Below are 16886 nucleotides of genomic sequence, written 5' to 3'. Positions count from 1 at the left end.
GATCGCGGTGTGCTGTCAGAGCTGATCGCCGAACTTCCCGAAGGTGTCGTCGTCACCGACCCCGACATCCTGGCCTCCTACCGCCAGGACCGGGCCGCCGATCCGTCGGCGGGCACCCCGCTGGCCGTGGTCCGGCCCACCCGCACCGAGGAGGTGCAGGCCGTGCTGCGCTGGGCCAGCACCCACCGGGTTGCGGTGGTGCCGCGCGGCGCGGGCACGGGATTGTCCGGCGGCGCGACAGCGCTCGACGGCGGCATCGTCTTGTCCACCGAGAAGATGCGGGACATCACCGTCGACCAGGTCACCCGCACCGCCGTGGTGCAGCCCGGTCTGCTCAACGCCGAAGTGAAGAAAGCTGTTGCCGCACAGGGACTGTGGTACCCACCAGACCCATCGTCATACGAGATCTGCAGCATCGGCGGCAATGTCGCCACCAACGCGGGCGGGCTGTGTTGCGTCAAGTACGGAGTGACCACCGACTACGTGCTGGGCCTGCAGGTGGTGCTGGCCGACGGCACCGCGGTGCGCCTGGGCGGCCCACGCTTGAAAGACGTTGCGGGCCTGAGCCTGACCAAGCTGTTCGTCGGAAGCGAGGGCACCCTCGGCGTTGTCACCGAGGCGACGCTGCGGCTGCTGCCTCCACAGCACGCGCCGTGCACCGTGGTGGCCACGTTCGATTCTGTCGAGGCCGCCGCCGGCGCCGTCGTGAAGATCACCGGCAAGATCCGGCCGTCGATGCTGGAGTTCATGGACGCCGTCGCGATCAACGCCGTCGAGGACAAGCTCAAGATGGGGCTGGACCGCAATGCCGCGGCCATGATGGTGGCAGCTTCCGATGATCGCGGTGCCGCCGGCGCCGACGACGCCGAGTTCATGGCTCAGGTGTTCACCGAATGCGGTGCCACCGAGGTGTTTTCCACCTCCGACCCCGACGAGGGCGAGGCCTTCGTGGCGGCCCGCCGGTTCGCCATCCCGGCCGTGGAGGCCAAGGGGTCACTACTCCTGGAGGACGTCGGGGTGCCGCTGCCCGCACTGGCCGAACTGGTCAGCGGGGTGGCAGCGATCGCGGCCCGTCGGGATCTGCTGATCTCGGTGATCGCCCATGCCGGTGACGGCAACACCCACCCGCTGATCGTGTTCGACCCGGCCGATGCCGACATGGCCGCGCGGGCTCAGACGGCGTTCGGCGAGATCATGGATCTTGCTGTGGGGCTGGGTGGCACCATCACCGGGGAGCACGGCGTGGGACGGCTCAAGCAACCGTGGCTGGCCGGCCAGATCGGCCCGGACGCAGTGGAACTCAATCACCGGATCAAGCGGGCACTGGACCCGCAGAACATCCTCAATCCCGGCGCGGCGATCTAGCCGCTCAGGCCATGCCGAAACTGCTGAGCAGACTGCTTGTCCGCCATGCGATCAACGCCGCGAAGACCACCAGCACGCCCACCGAAACCGCCGTCTGAATCGCGTCGCGGCGCGCGCGGGGGGCATACACGAAGGCCGCGGCGATCCCCGCACCGGTCACCAGGCCGCCGATGTGGCCCTGCCAGCTGATGGCTCCGGTCCCCAGCGCGGGCCCGGCGAAGGTGAACACCAGGTTGATGACGACGACGGCTGCGATCGAGCGAACGTCGAGGTTGAGCTTGCGGGCCACCACGAAGATCGCGCCGAACAGGCCGAAGATCGCGCCGGAAGCGCCGGCGGTCGCGGAGTTCAGCGGGGACAGCAGATAGACGAGGACCGAGCCGCCGAGCCCGCTCAGCGCGTACAGCGCCCCGAACCGCAGCCGCCCCAGCCACTGCTCCAGCGGCGGCCCCACCACATACAGCGCCCACATGTTGAACAGCAGGTGCATCGCGCCGTAGTGCAGGAACATCGACGTCACCAGGCGGTAGTACTGGTCATGCGCGGCGACACCGGGCGGCCACAGCGTGAATTCCTGCTCCAGGCTCTTGGAGGTCATCTGCAGCACGAACATCAGCACGTTCACGGCGATGAGCGCATAGGTCAAGATTGGAGCTCCCGTGCGGGCCTTTCCGCCGAACTGGGTGCGCGGTGCCCGCACCGCCTTCGCACCCTCGTTCACGCATTCCACGCATTGATGGCCGACGGCCGCCGATCGCATGCACTCCGGGCAGACGGGACGCTGGCACCGTGTGCAGCGCACATACGTCGGACGGTCCGGATGCCGGTAACACGTCGGCGTCTGGGCAGGTAGCTGCGGCGTGCCAGGGGTGCTCATCACGTCCGAGCCTATCCGGCAACCCCGCTATTGACACCGATGCGGCGGATGTCGTACCAATAAGACATGGCAGCGACTTTGTCTCACAGCCCCGCCCGGTTCGTCCCCGCCGACGCCGACAGCTGGCCCAACCCATGGCCGATGTACGCCGCGCTGCGCGACCACGACCCGGTACACCACGTGGTGCCCGACGAGCATCCTGAACAGGACTACTACGTGCTGTCCCGGCACGCCGACATCTGGGCCGCGGCGCGCGATCACGGGACCTTCTCCTCCGCGCAGGGCCTGACAGTCACCTACGGCGAGCTGGACATGATCGGACTGGCCGACAACCCGCCGTTCGTCATGCAGGACCCGCCGGTGCACACCGAGTTCCGCAAGCTCGTCTCCCGCGGGTTCACCCCGCGGCAGGTCGAAGCCGTCGAGCCGAAGGTCCGGGAGTTCGTCGTCGAGCGCCTCGAGGGGTTGCGCTCGAACGGCGGCGGGGACATCGTCACCGAGCTGTTCAAGCCGCTGCCCTCGATGGTCGTCGCGCACTACCTCGGGGTACCCGAGACCGACCGCGACCAGTTCGACGGCTGGACCGACGCCATCGTCGCCGCCAACAGCTCGGCCGGCGGCATCGCCGAGGCGATGGGAACCGCGGGTGCCGCCGTGGCCTCGATGATGGGCTACTTCTCCGAGCTCATCGAACGGCGCCGTCGCGAACCTGGTGATGACACGATCTCGCACCTGGTCGCGGCCGGTGTCGGAGCAGACGGCGACATCGCGGGCGTGCTGTCGATCCTGGCCTTCACCTTCACCATGGTCACCGGCGGCAACGACACCACCACCGGAATGCTCGGCGGCGCAGTGCAACTCCTGCAGCAGCGACCGGATCAACGCCGGCTCCTGATCGACGATCCAGAGCTGATCCCGGTTGCGATCGACGAATTCCTGCGGTTGACCTCCCCCGTGCAGGGCCTGGCCCGCACCGCCACCCGCGACGTCACCATCGCCGACACCACCATCCCGGCCGGACGCAAGGCCCTGCTGCTCTACGGCTCAGGCAACCGTGACGAACGCGAATTCGGGAGCAACGCAGCCGAACTCGATGTGCGACGAGCTCCACGCAACATCCTGACCTTCAGCCACGGCGCCCACTTCTGCCTCGGCGCAGCGGCCGCACGGATGCAATCCCGCGTGGCTCTGACCGAATTACTCTCGCGCTACCCCGATTTCGAGGTCGACCTGGAGTCGGTGGTATGGGCCGGAGGCAGCTACGTGCGGCGGCCGCTGTCAGTGCAGTTCCAGGCCGGAACCTGATGTCGCGCGACTGGTTGTCGGCCCGGCGGTCCGAAGTGGCCGCCGACCACATCCTCGACGCAGCTGACGCCCTGTTCACCCGCCAGGACGCGGCGACCGTCGGGATGCACGAGATCGCCTCGGCTGCAGGATGTTCCCGCGCCACGCTATACCGGTACTTCGAAAATCGCGATGCGCTCTACACCGCCTACGTACACCGCGAGGCGCGCCGCCTCTACGAAGAGGTCAGCGAGCAGGTGGCCACTGTCACCGATCCGGCGCAACGGCTGATCGAAGGCGTGATCACCGCACTGAACGCGGTACGCGACAGTCCGGCACTGGCCTCCTGGTTCGCCACCGCAGAGCGGCCGATCGGCGGCGAGATGGCCGAGCACTCCGAGGTGATCCGAGCCCTGGTGGAAGGTTTCGTGCGTTCGCTCGCCGGTGGGGCCGGCGGCGACGGCGAGGTGGGACGGCGAGCCCGGTGGCTGGTGCGCGTCATGGTGTCGATGCTGCTGTTTCCCGGCGTCGACGAGGCCGACGAGCGCACCATGCTCGCCGAGTTCGTCGCCCCGCTGGTGATCCCGGGGCAATTGCCCGTCGAGTAGCCGATTGCCGGGCGCGACGCGCTGAGCTGCCCCATACTTTCGAATATGGCCAACCGCTCGACGCCGCTGCCGCCTTTGCCGACGGCGTCCACCATCGCCGAGGTGGTCGCGACCATCAACACGATCACCGACTGGGCCGCGGAAACCTCAAGCCGACTGGGCTATTTCGCAGCCCTGTACAAGCGGATCACCATCGCGGTCGGCACCGCGGTCGACGACGGGGTGTTCCAGGACGGTCCCGGCATGGACCGCCTCGACGCGGCATTCGCGTCCCGGTACTTCGACGCGCTCAACGGCTACTTCCACCCCGACCGCTACCCGAAGCCCACCCGGTCGTGGCGAGCGACGTTCGAGTGGGCTCAGAAGCCCGCGCCGATCCTGGTGCAGCACATGCTTTCCGGGGTCACCGCTCACATCGTGCTGGACCTCGGAATCGCGGTGCAGGGTCTGGTCGGGGCCAACAAACTGCCCTCGCTCCACAAGGATTTCGACACCATCAACGCGGTGCTGGCCAGCCAGATCGGCGGGGTGGTCAACGACATCAACGAACTCTCTCCGGCGCTGGCCGACATCTACGCCGTGCTCCGGCAGCATCAGATCTTCGTCCTCAACGAGGCCATCCGTTCGCTGCGCGACAGCGCCTGGCGGTTCGCCACGGTGCTGGCCCTCGAGCCCGGATTCGCGCGACCGACGACGATCTGGGCGCGCGACCTCCAGGTCAGCCGGCAGGCGCAGGCAGTGTTCGACCCGCCCAGCTTGATCGGTGCCTTCGACCTCGCGATCAAGGAGATCGCCGCCCGCGAGAGCCGCGACGTGGCCCACAACGTCCGGGTGCTCGACGAGATCGCCGAGACGCCCGCGCCGATCCAGACTGCGCTCTGAGTCAGACGCTCAGGCCACCCAATAGGCCCGTGCCTTGACGGATTTGCGGGGGATGCCGTACTCCTCGCGGAAGATCCGCGCCACGGCCCGGGTGGTGCGGTTGTTGCAGGCAACCCAGCCGAAGTGGTCGGAGGCGTCGAAAGCCGATGCACTCACAGCCTCGATCAGATTCCCGTCGGCGCGGTCCACCCAGGTGATCTCGGCGTCACCGGTGACCGGCAGTTCGCGATCGTCGTCGTGGCCCGCCTCGAGGAAGACTCGGGCCGGCGCGTCCCCGATCGCATCCAGCAGCGAGTTGATCGCGGGCAGCGACGCGGTGTCGCCGACGATCACATAGCCGGCAGGTGGCGGTTCGGGCAACGCGAAGTCGCTGCCCAGGACCGTGACCTCCAGAACATCGCCGGGCCGTGCGGTACGGGCCCAGCTGGTCGCGATGCCGTCGTGCATGGCGAAATCGATGTCGACGGTCCCGGCCTCCACATCGGGATTGACCAGCGTGTAGCCACGTTGGTGCGCCTTGCCGCCATTGGGAAACCAGCCCCGCACCCACATCGTCGGATGCACCCGCTGTTCGGCGAGCAGCCGCTCGGCGCGGAAGTGCAGTCTCAGGTAATTCGGCGTGAGTTCGGTGCAGCCTGACACCGTCAGCTCGTAATCACCGCCCCGCCAAAGCTTGACCAGGGCTCCTTCCAACCCGCGCGACGCCTTCTGCTCGCCCATGTACACCTCTCGAGAGACTCTTTCGTTAGGTAAGCATACCCTAACTACAAGATCAGGAGCGGACGCGCGTGAACCGGTGCAGCAACCACGCTGCCGGAATGGTGAACACCATCGTGAGCACGAACAGGCTGAACATCGACCCGGTGTAGACCGGATCGCGCATCACCTCGACCATCACCAATTCCATGATCATCAGGTGGATCAGGAAGATCTCGTAAGAGATCTCACCGAGGAAGACCATAGGCCGCGAAGCCAGAAACCGGTTGTACCAACCGCGGTCGCCCAGCGCCGGCGGTGCCACCAACAACGCCGCGATCACCGCGTAGAAGAACGTCTTGAACAACGCCTCACTCAACTTGGCCGGCGACGTGGTCGGTTCCCCCGCGATCGGCGTCGACGCGATGAAATAACACACCACCGCCAACGGCACACACACCATGGCGTAGCCGCGCACCTTGAGCTGCCCCAGCACCGTCAGGGCCATCCCCGCCACGAACCACGCCATGTAGGTGGGCAGCCAAAGCCGGGCGCCGTCAGGCAGATTCGTCGAATCGTGCACGATCGTGAGCCACACCGGCGACACCGCGGCCAACAGCGCCAGACCGAAGAACAACAAGCCCGGCCGCCAACGCCGCCGGCACAACACCACCATCAGCAGGTAGGCGATCAGCGGCAGCACCACATAGAACGCCGCCTCCACCGCCAGGCTCCACATCTGCGTCAGCCCCTGGTGCAGGTAGGAGAACAGGTAGTTGTCGGTGTAGATCTGGGTCAGCGTCAGATTGCGGAACAGCCCGATCCAGGTGTGCCCGGGATTCGGGCCCCCGGTCCGAAAGTGATAGAGCAGGTACGCGATGAGCACCGTCACCACGTAGGCCGGCATGATCCGTCGTACCCGGTGCCAGGCATAGCGGCGCACCGACGGTGGCGCACCACCGGTCGCAGAAGCCTTCACCCACGGCCGGAACAACAGAAACCCACTGAGCACGAAGAAGATCGGCACCCCGATCTCGGCACGCGAATACACCAGCCCCACATATCCCTGCGGGTACTTCCCGGTGGTGTAGGCCGCATGCGTCAGCACCACCAGAATGGCGGCCACCGCGCGGATCCCGGTCAGCGAAGCGACGCGGATGGACGACGACGCCGGGGCGTCGACCGATTCGAGACCACCCTGATCCGACGGATCCGTCACGCTGCGGGAAACCGTCACTTGGTCTTCCGGTGCGGCTTCCCCGAGCGGTCTTTGTTCTCGGATCGGCCCTTGTACTCGGAGCGGCCCTGGTATTCACGACGCGGCCCACGGTCGGCACGTTCACCGCCACGCTCGGGCTCCAGATTGATCAGCATGCCCGAGATGCGGGTGTTCTCCAGCGCTTTGAGCGTCTTGCTGGGCAACTTCTCGGGCAACTCCACCAACGAGTAGTCCCCACGGATGGTGATGTGACCGAACTCGTTGCGGTGCAGACCGCCCTCGTTGGCAATAGCGCCCACGATGTGGCCCGGCCCGACCTTGTGCCGCTTGCCCACCGAGATCCGGTAGGTCGCCAGGCCTTCGGGTCGCGGACGCTCCTTGCGCGGGGGCCGATCATCTCGGTCGCGATCCCGCTCTTTGCGCTTCTCCGGCGGCGGCTCGGTCATCAGGAACTGTTCGCCGTTGCGCGATTGCAACGCAAGCGCCGCGGCGATATCGACCATCGGCACGTCGTTCTCGCGCTCGAAGTCCTCGATGATCCGGCGGAACAACTCCAGCCCGTCGGCGTTGAGCGAGTCGGTGATCGAGTCACGGAACTTGGCCACGCGCTGCGCGTTGACATCGTCGACGCTGGGCAGCTCGGCCTCGATGACCTTCGACCGGGTGTGCTTCTCGATCGACTTGAGCAGGTGGCGCTCACGCGGTGTGACGAAAAGCAGTGCATGTCCGGAGCGGCCGGCCCGGCCGGTGCGGCCGATGCGGTGCACATAGGACTCGGTGTCGTGCGGGATGTCGTAGTTGACGACATGCGAGATCCGCTCGACGTCCAGGCCGCGGGCAGCGACATCGGTGGCGACCAGGATGTCGATGGTGCCGTCCTTGAGCGCGGCGATGGTGCGCTCGCGCTGGGCCTGGTTGATATCACCGTTGATGGCCGCGGCCGCGAAACCGCGTGCCTTGAGCCGCTCCGCGACCTCCTCGGTGGCCTGCTTGGTGCGGACGAACACGATCATCGCGTCGCCCTCTTCGACCTCGAGCACCCGCGTCAGCGCGTCCAGCTTGCGCGCACCGGCCACCTGGATGAACCGCTGCGTGATGTTCTCGGCGGTGGCGGTCTTGGCCTTGACCGTGACCTCGACCGGATTGTGCAGGTATTTGGTGGTGATCTTGCGGATCGCCGGCGGCATGGTGGCCGAGAACAGCGCCACCTGCTTGTACTCCGGAGTGTCGGCGAGGATCCGCTCGACCTCTTCGGCGAACCCCATGGTGAGCATCTCGTCGGCCTCATCGAGCACCAGGTAGTCCAGGTTCGACAGATCCAGCGTGCCGCGCTCGAGGTGATCGATCACGCGCCCCGGGGTGCCCACCACCACCTGCGCACCGCGCCTCAGCCCGGACAGCTGCACGGTGTAGGACGCGCCGCCGTAGATCGGCAGCACGTTGACCGCGGGCAGATGCGCGCCGTACCGGCCGAATGCCTCCGCTACCTGCAATGCCAACTCACGAGTCGGGGCCAGCACCAGCGCCTGGGTGGCCTTGCTCGACGTGTCGATCTTGGACAGGATCGGGATGGCGAAAGCCGCGGTCTTGCCGGTACCGGTCTGAGCCAGGCCGACCACGTCGGAGCCCGCCAGCATCGCCGGAATGGTCGCGGCCTGGATCGCCGAAGGCGTTTCGTAGCCGACATCAGTGACTGCCTTCAACACCGCAGGGTCAATCTGCAGGTCGGCAAACGTTGGGGCGGTATCCCCCGAATCCGGTTCTGGCGAGCTCATCGGTTCAGAAGTCTAGTGCCAATCGACGGGAATCCTGGCCGCGCGCCTGCACAAACCCGCCGCGGGGCCACGGTAGGTTGCCCAACTGTGAATCGGGTCGCAACGTTCGCGACGGCGCCATGGGCCATCTTGGCGGCCGCGCTCACCCTCACCGCGTGCGGATCGGGTGATTCCACCGTCTCCAAAACGCCCGACGCCGGACCCGGCCCCGCACCGACCTCGGTGACCGCACCCGCCGCCAAGGCCGCGCCCACGTCGGCACCAGCCCAGGCCGATCCGTGCGCGGTGAACTTGGCCGCTCCCGAGATCGCCAAAGCCGTCTCCGAGCTGCCGCGAGACCCGCGCAGCAACCAGGCCTGGAGTCCCGAGCCGGTCGCGGGCAACTACAACGAGTGCGCGCAGCTGTCGGCGGTGATCGTGCGGGCCAACACCAACTCCGCACATCCGAACACCCGGGCCGTCCTGTTCCACCTCGGCAAGTTCATCCCCACCGGTGTGCCCGACACGTACGGCTTCAACAGCATCGACAAGACGGCCAGTACCGGTGACACCGTGGCTCTGCAGTACTCCGGCGGACTCCACGGACTGGCCAGCACGGTGAAGTTCCGCTGGAACGGCGGCGGTGTGGAGTTGATGGGCAACATGTAGCTTTTCACCCGCGAGACAGAAGCCAGGGTCGTCAAATCGTCGGCTTGGCAACCGCAGGCGCTGTTTCGCGAAGGTCGGGGCCTGAATGTCGGACAGTGACTGCATTCTCGCCGCATGGGAACGATATTCGTCGGCAGCGAGGCCATCGCACGAGGCGAACTCACCAGGGGCCGCCTTCGCTCTGCATATCGGGCGATCTTTCCGGACATCTACACCCCGCGGATGGCTGAACCCTCGCTGTACGGCAACACAGTCGGCGCGTGGTTGTGGTCCAAGCGGGGTGGAGTCATCACCGGCCGAGCCGCCGCGGCACTCCACGGTGCCAAATGGGTCGACGAGGAAGCGCCGATCGAACTCATCTGGGCCAACAATCGGCCGCCGCGCGGAATCGTCACCCACAACGACCGATTCGCTCCGGACGAAGTGGAGGAGATCCACGGCATGGCCGTCACGAGCTCGGCCCGGACCGCGCTCGACCTAGGCCGATACCTGCCCCGCCGCGCCGCCGTCGAGCATCTCGACGCGCTCGCCCGAGCGACGGGCCTGGACGTAGAGCACGTCAGCCGCTCATCGACCGGTACGCGGGTGCCCGTGGAATGCGGAGGTGCCGGGAGGCGCTCAGGCTGATGGATGCCGGCGCTGATTCGCCGAAGGAGACCTGGCTGCGCCTGCTGGTGGTGGACGCCGGTTACCCGCGACCCCGCACCCAGATCCCTGTCCTCGACGATTACGGCAATGAGTTCGCCTATCTCGACATGGGCTGGGACGACCCCATGATCGCCTTGGAGTACGACGGGATTCAGCACCAGACCGACCGCAAGCGGTACGCCTGGGACGCCACACGGTTGCGCATGATCCAGCGCCAGGGCTGGCTGCACATACGCGTCATCAAGGAAGACCGTCCCCGCGAGGTGCTCAACCGGGTGCGGGCGGCTTGGGCGCAGCGCGAGACAGAAGCCAGGGCTGCCAAGCCGGCGGCTTAGCAGCCACACATGCTGTTTCACGACGGAGACGCACAGTGTCGGGGCGCTGACCTACAGTGGCACCGTGTTCGTCACCGACGAAGGCGCGTCGGGGCCGACGGTCATCTACAGCGCGTCGGACCTGGCTGCGGCCGCCCGCTGTGAATATGCCCTGCTGCGCTCGTTCGACGCGCGGCTGGGTCGAGGCCCTGCGGTGTCTTCTGATGACGAATTGCTTGCCCGCACAGCAGAACTCGGCGACGAGCATGAGCAGCGCCACCTCGATGAACTGCGCGCCGACGCTGAGGTGACGGTGATCGGCCGGCCCGCCTACACGGTGGCCGGGCTGACATCGGCGGCCGCGGCCACCCTCGACGCGGCACAACGTCGGGATCCGGTGATCTACCAGGCCGCGATGTTCGACGGCCGGTTCGCCGGATTCGCCGATTTCCTGATCTGGGACGGTGACCGCTACCGCCTGCGGGACACCAAACTGTCCCGCTCGGTGAAGGTCGAGGCGCTGCTGCAGCTGGCCGCCTACGCCGATGTGTTGTCGGGTGCCGGCGTGCCGGTCGCGGACGAGGTCGATCTGGTCCTCGGCGACGGCGGGATGTCCAGTTACCGCGTCGCCGAACTGCTGGCGGTGTACCGGCCGCGGCGCACCGCACTCCAGGCACTGCTCGACGGTCATCTCGCCGGCGGTACGGCCGTGCACTGGTCCGACGACACGGTGCGGGCATGCTTCGGGTGCGGCGAATGCGAACAGCAGGTCCGCGCCACCGACGACCTCTTCCTCGTTGCGGGTATGCGGGCGAGCCAACGGGCCCGGCTCATCGAGGCCGGTGTCACCACCACCCGTCAATTGGCCGGCCACACCGATGCGGTGCCCGGGTTGGCCCAGCGCTCCCTCACTGCGCTCAGGGGTCAGGCCCGCCTACAGGTGGCGCCGCAGCCAGATGGCAAGCCGCCGTACGAAGTCATCGATCCGCAACCACTGATGCTGCTGCCGGATCCGGACAAGGGTGACCTCTTCTTCGACTACGAAGGCGACCCGTTGTGGACGGCCAACGGCCAGGACTGGGGGCTGGAATACCTGTGGGGCGTGCTGGGCGCGGAAGGGCACTTCCAGCCGTTGTGGGCGCACGACCGGTCCAGCGAACGCCAGGTGCTCATCGATTTCCTGGATCTGGTCCGCAAGCGGCGCAAGCGTTTTCCCAAGATGCACATCTACCACTACGCGCCGTACGAGCGCAGCACGCTGCTGCGTCTGGCCGGCCGCTACGGCGTGGGCGAGAACGACGTCGACGATCTGTTGCGCAACGGTATCCTCGTCGACCTTCTTCCGTTGGTGCGCAAGAGCATTCGCGTCGGCACCGAGAACTACAGCATCAAATCGCTGGAACCGCTGTACATGGGTAACGAGCTGCGCGGCGGTGAAGTCACCAAGGCCACCGATTCGATCACCGAATACGCGCGCTACTGCGCACTGCGCGACGCCGGTCATCACGACGAGGCCGCCACCGTGCTCAAGGAGATCGAGGACTACAACCGCTACGACTGCCGGTCCACGCACCGATTGCGGGACTGGCTGATCAACCGCGCGTTCGAGGCCGGGGTGCCACCGCGTGGCCCGCAACCGGTGCGCGACGGTGCGCCGATCGAGAAGGCCGACGCCGTCGACCGCAAGCTGCTGCGCTTCGCCGGTGACGGAGTGGAACCTCGAACCGCCGAGCAGCAGGCGGCGGCACTCATCGCCGCAGCCCGCGGCTTCCACAAGCGTGAGGACAAACCATTCTGGTGGGGCCATTTCGACCGGCTCAACAATCCTGTCGACGAATGGGCGGACAGCACAGGAGTTTTCGTCGCCGAAGAGGCGGAGGTGGTCACCGACTGGCACATCCCGCCGCGGGCGCGCAAACCACAACGGCAGGTCCGGCTGACCGGCGCCATCGACTCCGGCGAGCTGGGTACCGAGGTCTACGCGCTCTACACCGCGCCGGCCCCGGCCGGGCTGTCCGACGACCCGGACCGTCGCGGGTTCGGCAGCGCCACCGTCATCGGCTGCGACAACCCCGACGCACCGACCGAGGTGCTCATCACCGAACGCCAGCCCACCGGCGGCGACGCTTTCACCCAGGTACCGTTCGCGCTGACACCCGGTCCGCCGATCAACACCCGGCCGCTTCAAGTGTCCATCGACGGGACGGCGGCGAGCGTGAGCGCCGGCCTGCCTACGCTTCCCGCCGACGCGGTGACCGACATCCTGTTGCGGCGGGCGCCACGCACCGTGAGCGGCCGGCCGCTGCCCCGCACCGGTGAGACCGCAGCCGATATCACGGCGGCCCTGCTGGATCTGGATTGCTCCTACATCGCGGTGCACGGGCCACCCGGCACGGGCAAGACCCATACCTCGGCGCAGATCATCGCCCGGCTGGTCAACGAAAACCGTTGGCGTATCGGCATCGTCGCGCAGTCGCATGCGGTGATCGAACACCTGCTCGACCAGGTCCTCGACGCCGGCGTGACACCCGAACAGGTCGCCAAGAAACGCAAGGGCGCCGACCCGCGCTGGACCGAGATCGACCAGAACCACTACGCCTCGTTCATCGCCGACCACCCGGGATGCGTGATCGGCGGTACCGCATGGGATTTCGCGAACGAAGCCCGGGTGCCGCGGCAATGCCTCGACCTGCTGGTGCTCGAAGAAGCCGGCCAGTTCAATCTCGCCAACACCATCGCGGTCGCGCCGGCCGCGCGCAACCTCCTGCTCCTGGGAGATCCGCAGCAACTCCCCCAGGTCTGCCAGGGGACCCATCCGGCTCCGGTCGACGATTCCGCGTTGGGCTGGCTGGTCGAGGGTGCGCACACGTTGCCGGCCGAGCGCGGCTATTTCCTCGACTGCTCGTTCCGGATGCATCCGGCGGTGTGCGGGCCGGTGTCGCGACTGTCGTATGACGGTCGGCTGCAGTCACACGAAAAGATCAGTGCCGCACGCCAACTCGACGGCATCCAACCCGGAGTCCGGGCACTCGAAGTCCCGCACCTCGGCAATTCGACCGACAGCCCCGAAGAGGCCGACGCGATCGTCGCGGCCATCACCGGGTTGCTGGGCACCACGTGGACCGACGAGCACGGCAGCACGCCGCTGGACCAGGACCACGTGCTGGTGGTGACGCCGTACAACGCCCAGGTGACCACGGTGCGCCGAGCCCTCGACGCGGCGGGCCTGACCGACGTGCAGGCCGGCACGGTGGACAAGTTCCAGGGCAGGCAGGCGCCCGTGGTGTTCGTCTCGATGACGGCGTCATCGGCCGCCGACGTGCCCCGGGGAATCGGGTTCCTGCTGAACCGCAACCGGCTCAACGTGGCGATCAGCCGGGCCAAATACGTCGCCTACATCGTGCGCTCGCCACAACTCACCGACTATCTGCCGGCCCAGCCGGACAGCCTGGTCGCGCTCGGCGCATTCCTGGGTCTGACCGATCCTGTGATACACCCGACCTGTGACTGAAACGCTTACCGAAACGCTTGCCGGGATTGTCGGTTCAAGTTATGTCACCACCGATCCCGACGTGCTGGACAGCCGCTGCGTCGACCACACCGGGCGTTACCGCGGGCAGGCCACGGCGCTGGTGCGCCCCGGTGACGCCGGCGAAGTGGCCGCGGTGCTGCGGGCCTGCCGCGACGCGGGAGCATGTGTCACGGTGCAGGGCGGCCGTACCTCACTGGTCGCCGGGACAGTGCCGGAGAACGACGACATCCTGTTGTCCACCGAACGACTCGACGAGATCGGCGCCGTCGACACCGTCGAGCGCCGCGTCAGCGTCGGCGCGGGGACAACCCTGGCCGCCGTGCAACGTGCCGCCACAGCGGCCGGACTGGTCTTCGGCGTAGACCTGGCCGCACGCGAGTCGGCCACGGTCGGCGGGATGGCCTCCACCAACGCCGGGGGTCTGCGGACGGTGCGCTACGGCAACATGGGCGAGCAGGTGCTGGGACTGGACGTCGCACTGCCCGATGGGTCGGTAGTGCACCGGCACAGCCGGGTACGTCGCGACAACACCGGCTACGACCTGGCCTCGCTGTTCATCGGTGCCGAGGGCACGCTCGGCGTGATCACTGCCCTGGACCTCCGGCTGCACCCCACCCCGACCCACCGGGTCACCGCGATCTGCGGGTTCGCCGACCTGGATGCGCTTGCCGACGCCGGCCGCACCTTCCGTGACCTCGAGGGCATCGCCGCGCTGGAGTTGATCGACGCGCGGGCCAGTGCGCTGACCGCCGAACACCTGGGCGTCGGCGCACCGGTCGAGGGCGCCTGGCAGCTGTTGATCGAATTGGCCGGCGCCGGCGACCAGACCGAACGCCTGGCCGACGCGTTGGAGGGCGCCGACATCTGCGGCGAACCAGCAGTCGGTGTCGACGCGAATGCCCAGCAGCGGTTGTGGCAGGTGCGCGAGTCGGTGGCCGAGGTGCTCGGATTGTTCGGTCCGCCACTGAAATTCGATGTCTCGCTGCCGTTGTCGACGATCCAGGGCTTCGCCGAGGCGGCCGCCGGGTTGATCGCCGGGCATGCGCCAGACGCCATTCCGGTGCTGTTCGGCCACATCGGCGAGGGCAATCTGCACCTGAACGTGCTGCGCTGCGGGGCGGACGCCGAGGCGGGGCTGTACGCCGCGATGATGGCACTGATCGCCCAGCACGGCGGCAACGTGAGCTCCGAACACGGCGTGGGCTCACGCAAGCGCGATTACGTGGCGATGTCCCGCACCGAGGCCGACATCGCGGCCATGCGCACGGTCAAGGCCGCGTTCGATCCGGACGGCTATCTGAATCCCGCCGTGCTGTTCCGTCGCGCTCGGCCATGAACTCCGCGTAGACGGTCTCCCACTGCGGAGCATGGAATGCGTCCGTGACGGCTTCGTCGTCGTCGAGCACGTCCTCGTCGTCGTGGCTCAGCAGGAAATCGACGTAGTCGTCGTCATCGTCGTCGCGGGGATCCAGGTACGGCTCCGGGTTCGCATGCGGCGTCCATGCCGGCTCGGCATCGAAACCGAGCAGGAACAGCGCGGCCACCACACCGAACAGCGCGACGAACGCAGGCAGAAGCATGGACTGCGACATCGCCGCGGCGAACGGCGCGTGCAGGAACGCGGGCAGCTCGGCGGCCGAACCCTCGCCGCGGGGCACAGCGCTCGCCGCTCCCGGCATCTCGGCGCCGATGCGCGAGGTCATGTATGCCGCGATCCCGGCACTGCCGAGCACCGACCCCACCTGCCGGGTCGCGTTGTACACACCGGAGCCGGCCCCGGCCAGGTCCGGCGGCAGGTTGCGCGTCGCGGTGGCCGCCAGCGGGGACCAGATGAACGCCATGCCGATGCCCATCACCAACTGCGGCAACAGCAGCCGCCAGATCGGCGTCGTCGGCGTCATCTCGAACGCCAGCCAGGTCAACCCGATCGCCATGGCCGAGAAGCCGAAGCCGATCACCGGTGTCGGATGCGCGCGGTCGACGATGCGGCCCACCACCGGAGCCAGTACACCGCTGGCGATCGCGGTCGGCGCCGTCAGCAGCGCCGAGCGGATCGGCGAAAGCCCGCACACCGTCTGGGCATAGAACATCAACGGCAGGATCATCGCGGTGACCGCGAACCCGATCGTCGCGACACCCAGATTGGCCAGGCTGAAATCGCGGTCCTGGAAGATCCGCAGCGGGATCAGCGGCTCGGCGGTGTTGACCGCCTGCCAGCACACGAACGCCACCATCACGGCGATGCCGACGGCGCCGGTGGCCCACACCCACGGCGCCCAGTCCCGCGACTGGCCCTCCTGGAGGGCGAACACGATCAGGAACATGCCGACTCCGGACAACACGACGCCCAGTACGTCGAATCGGTGCAACTGAGTCGGCAACGCCGGAACCAGCCACACCGCCAGCCCGAGACCCAGGATTCCGATCGGCACGTTGACGAAGAAGATCCACTGCCAGCCCAGTCCCCCGACCAACACGCCACCGGCCAGCGGGCCGACCAGAGTGGCCACCCCGGCGGTCGCACCCCACACGCTCATCGCCACCCCACGCCGCTCGGGCGGGAAGATCCGGGTGATCGTCGACAAGGTCTGCGGCGTCAACAGCGCCGCGCCGATGCCCTGCACCACCCTGGCGGCGATCAGCATCCCGAGGCTGCCGGACAGGCCGCACCACAGTGAGGCCGCGGTGAACACGGTCAGGCCGGCCAGGTAGAGATTCTTGGGCCCGTACACATCGCCCAGCCGCCCCGCGACCAGCAGCGGCACCGCGTAGGCGAGCAGGTACGCACTGGTCACCCAGATCACGCCGTCGTAATCGGCGCCGAGGGCATCCATGATCGTCGGGTTCGCGACGGCCACGATCGTCGCGTCGACCAGGATCATGAAGAACCCGACCATCATGGCCCACAGCGCGTTCCACGGATTGTCCGCACGCGCGGGCACACTGCCCTGCGGGCTGGAAGTTCGGGCGTTGAGCGCTGGCGACATGTCGAATGTGGTGGGTTGGGCCTCGGGTTCGACCTTTGTTGGGTAGTTGGC

General features: G+C 67.5%; 12 protein-coding genes and 1 pseudogene. 8 read left to right on the top strand and 5 right to left on the bottom strand.

The genetic code is table 11. The features are described from left to right. The first annotated feature begins 9 nt into the window (after nucleotides 1-9). The gene (locus H977_RS0112095; protein ID WP_029108109.1) at nucleotides 10-1365 is read left to right on the top strand and encodes an FAD-binding oxidoreductase; all 1356 of its coding nucleotides are present in this window, start codon (nucleotides 10-12) and stop codon (nucleotides 1363-1365) included. 4 nt (nucleotides 1366-1369) lie between these two features. On the opposite strand, the gene H977_RS0112090 is transcribed toward H977_RS0112095, so the two are convergent. After that, nucleotides 1370-2242: a rhomboid family intramembrane serine protease gene (locus tag H977_RS0112090; RefSeq protein ID WP_081681705.1), complete on the bottom strand. Its 873-nt coding sequence runs from the start codon at nucleotides 2240-2242 to the stop codon at nucleotides 1370-1372. A 66-nt stretch (nucleotides 2243-2308) separates the two neighbouring features. Here H977_RS0112090 and H977_RS0112085 point away from each other — a divergent pair, with 66 nt between their 5' ends. Genes H977_RS0112085 through H977_RS0112075 form a run of 3 tightly spaced genes read left to right on the top strand, consistent with a single transcriptional unit; the run spans nucleotide 2309 to nucleotide 5016 of the window. Further along, on the top strand, nucleotides 2309-3547 hold the full coding sequence (locus H977_RS0112085) for a cytochrome P450 (RefSeq protein WP_029108107.1): 1239 nt from the start codon (nucleotides 2309-2311) through the stop codon (nucleotides 3545-3547). Then, nucleotides 3547-4134 (top strand): TetR/AcrR family transcriptional regulator, encoded by a 588-nt coding sequence (locus H977_RS0112080; protein ID WP_029108106.1) that lies wholly within the window; start codon nucleotides 3547-3549, stop codon nucleotides 4132-4134. Before H977_RS0112085 ends, H977_RS0112080 begins: the two co-directional genes overlap by 1 nt. Nucleotides 4135-4179: 45 nt before the next feature. After that, entirely contained in the window at nucleotides 4180-5016 is an 837-nt protein-coding gene (locus H977_RS0112075) for a DUF5995 family protein (protein ID WP_029108105.1), read from the top strand. Nucleotides 5017-5025: 9 nt separating this feature from the next. Here the strand turns inward: H977_RS0112075 and H977_RS0112070 are convergent, their stop codons facing one another. The 3 genes from H977_RS0112070 to H977_RS0112060 are packed head-to-tail and all read right to left on the bottom strand — an operon-like array spanning nucleotide 5026 to nucleotide 8706. Beyond that, nucleotides 5026-5736, bottom strand: coding sequence for a siderophore-interacting protein (locus H977_RS0112070; RefSeq protein WP_029108104.1), 711 nt, complete (start codon nucleotides 5734-5736; stop codon nucleotides 5026-5028). 52 nt (nucleotides 5737-5788) lie between these two features. Continuing rightward, nucleotides 5789-6949, bottom strand: a complete 1161-nt coding sequence (locus H977_RS0112065) for an acyltransferase family protein (protein ID WP_029108103.1) — start codon at nucleotides 6947-6949, stop codon at nucleotides 5789-5791. Further along, nucleotides 6946-8706, bottom strand: a complete 1761-nt coding sequence (locus tag H977_RS0112060; RefSeq protein WP_029108102.1) for a DEAD/DEAH box helicase — start codon at nucleotides 8704-8706, stop codon at nucleotides 6946-6948. The genes H977_RS0112065 and H977_RS0112060 overlap by 4 nt, the downstream gene beginning before the upstream one ends. An 87-nt stretch (nucleotides 8707-8793) precedes the next feature. On the opposite strand from H977_RS0112060, the gene H977_RS0112055 reads away from it, so the two are divergent. From H977_RS0112055 to H977_RS0112040, 4 genes and pseudogenes are all read left to right on the top strand, one after another. Continuing rightward, nucleotides 8794-9354, top strand: a complete 561-nt coding sequence (locus H977_RS0112055; RefSeq protein WP_051288807.1) for an LppP/LprE family lipoprotein — start codon at nucleotides 8794-8796, stop codon at nucleotides 9352-9354. Between the two features lie 114 nt (nucleotides 9355-9468). Then, a pseudogene (locus H977_RS32995) lies at nucleotides 9469-10337 on the top strand (putative endonuclease domain-containing protein). Between the two features lie 64 nt (nucleotides 10338-10401). Next, on the top strand, nucleotides 10402-13827 hold the full coding sequence (locus H977_RS0112045) for a TM0106 family RecB-like putative nuclease (protein WP_029108100.1): 3426 nt from the start codon (nucleotides 10402-10404) through the stop codon (nucleotides 13825-13827). Beyond that, nucleotides 13820-15184 carry an FAD-binding oxidoreductase gene (locus tag H977_RS0112040; protein WP_029108099.1) on the top strand — a complete coding sequence of 455 codons (1365 nt, stop codon included), beginning with the start codon at nucleotides 13820-13822 and terminating at the stop codon, nucleotides 15182-15184. Before H977_RS0112045 ends, H977_RS0112040 begins: the two co-directional genes overlap by 8 nt. Here the strand turns inward: H977_RS0112040 and H977_RS32990 are convergent. After that, a complete protein-coding gene (locus tag H977_RS32990; protein ID WP_051288806.1) occupies nucleotides 15117-16835 on the bottom strand; it encodes a DHA2 family efflux MFS transporter permease subunit in 1719 nt (572 codons plus the stop codon). The genes H977_RS0112040 and H977_RS32990 overlap by 68 nt on opposite strands. Between the last annotated feature and the right edge of the window lie 51 nt (nucleotides 16836-16886).

Origin of the sequence: Mycobacterium sp. URHD0025 (assembly GCF_000426065.1) — a bacterium.
Lineage (GTDB): Bacteria > Actinomycetota > Actinomycetes > Mycobacteriales > Mycobacteriaceae > Mycobacterium.
Note: the sequence above shows the minus strand (reverse complement) of the source record. Positions and strands in the feature narration are given on the sequence as shown.